The following is a 1,210-nucleotide window of genomic DNA, read 5'->3' on the forward strand; positions in this document are numbered from 1 at the left end:
GCTTGCACCGGCCGTCGGCGGCCAGGCCGCGCTGGCGGCTGAAGCCGACGAACACCGCCGGGGTGGGCATCACGGTGACGCCGCCGGCCAGGGCCAGTTCGCAGTCGGCGTTGCGCAGCGCCTGCACGGCCAGGTGGATGGCGACGGAGGAGGACGAGCAGGCGGTGTCGATGGTGACCGCCGGCCCTTCCAGCCCGAGCGTGTACGCGATCCGGCCGGAGACGATGCTGGTCGAGTTGCCGGTCAGCGAGTGCCCCTCGCCGTCCTGCCCGGCCTGGGCGAGGATCGCGTCGTAGCCGTGCGCGGCGGCGCCGACGAACACGCCGGTGCGGCTGCCCCGCACGGCCGGCAGCGGCAGCCCGGCGCGTTCGAACGCCTCCCAGGTGGCCTCCAGCAGCAGCCGTTGCTGCGGGTCCATCGCCACCGCCTCGCGGGGGCTGATGCCGAACAGGTCGGCGTCGAAGTCCCCGGCGTCGTAGACGAACCCGCCCTCCCGCACGTAGCTGGTCCCCGGGTGGTCGGGGTCGGGGTGGAAGAGCCGGTCGAGGTCCCACCCCCGGTCGGCGGGGAACGGCCCGATCCCGTCACGCCCGTCGCGCAGCAGCTCCCAGAGCTGTTCCGGCGACCCGATGCCGCCCGGGTAGCGGCAGGTCATCGCCACGATGGCGATCGGCTCGGTGTCGCGTGCCTCCAGCGCCCGCAGCCGACGCCGGGTACGCCGCAGCTCCGAGGTCGTACGCTTCAAATACTCGACGTACTTCTCGTCCTCGCTGTTCACCCGTGGCCCTACCTCACTCGGCGTACCGATGTCGTCGCGGCCGGCGCTCATGACGTCTCCAGCTCGCGGTCGATCAGGTCGAAGATGTTCTCGGTGGTGGCGGACTCAAGGTCGTCGTCGTCCGCGTCGGCCTGCCGGGCGGTCAGCCGGTCCAGCAGGCCGTGCAGCCGTTCGGTGATCCCGCGCAACGCCTCGTCGTCCGGGTCGAGCCCGGCCAGCGCCGCCTCCAGCCGGTCCAGGTCCCGCCCGACGCCGGCGGACCGGTCGGCCGCGCCGTCGGGCACGGCGACCTGGGTGGCCAGGTGTGCGGCGAGCGCCGCCGGGGTCGGGTTGTCGAAGACCAGCGTCGCCGGCAGCCGCAGCCCGGTGGCGGCGCCGAGCCGGTTGCGCAGCTCCACCGCGGTCAGCGAGTCGAAGCCGAGTTCCCGGAAC

2 protein-coding genes are annotated in these 1,210 nt (G+C 73.8%); both read right to left on the bottom strand.

The features are described 5' to 3' along the window. Window positions 1-778 (bottom strand): beta-ketoacyl synthase N-terminal-like domain-containing protein (locus B1205_RS31970; protein ID WP_441338527.1); only part of this gene is annotated, 778 nt, incomplete at its 3' end. Window positions 779-825: 47 nt separating this feature from the next. Further along, window positions 826-1,210: acyl carrier protein (locus B1205_RS20615; RefSeq protein WP_254910090.1), on the bottom strand; the 385-nt coding region annotated here is incomplete at its 5' end.

Source organism: Micromonospora sp. NBS 11-29 (genome assembly GCF_002140155.1).
Classification (GTDB): Bacteria; Actinomycetota; Actinomycetes; order Mycobacteriales; family Micromonosporaceae; genus Micromonospora.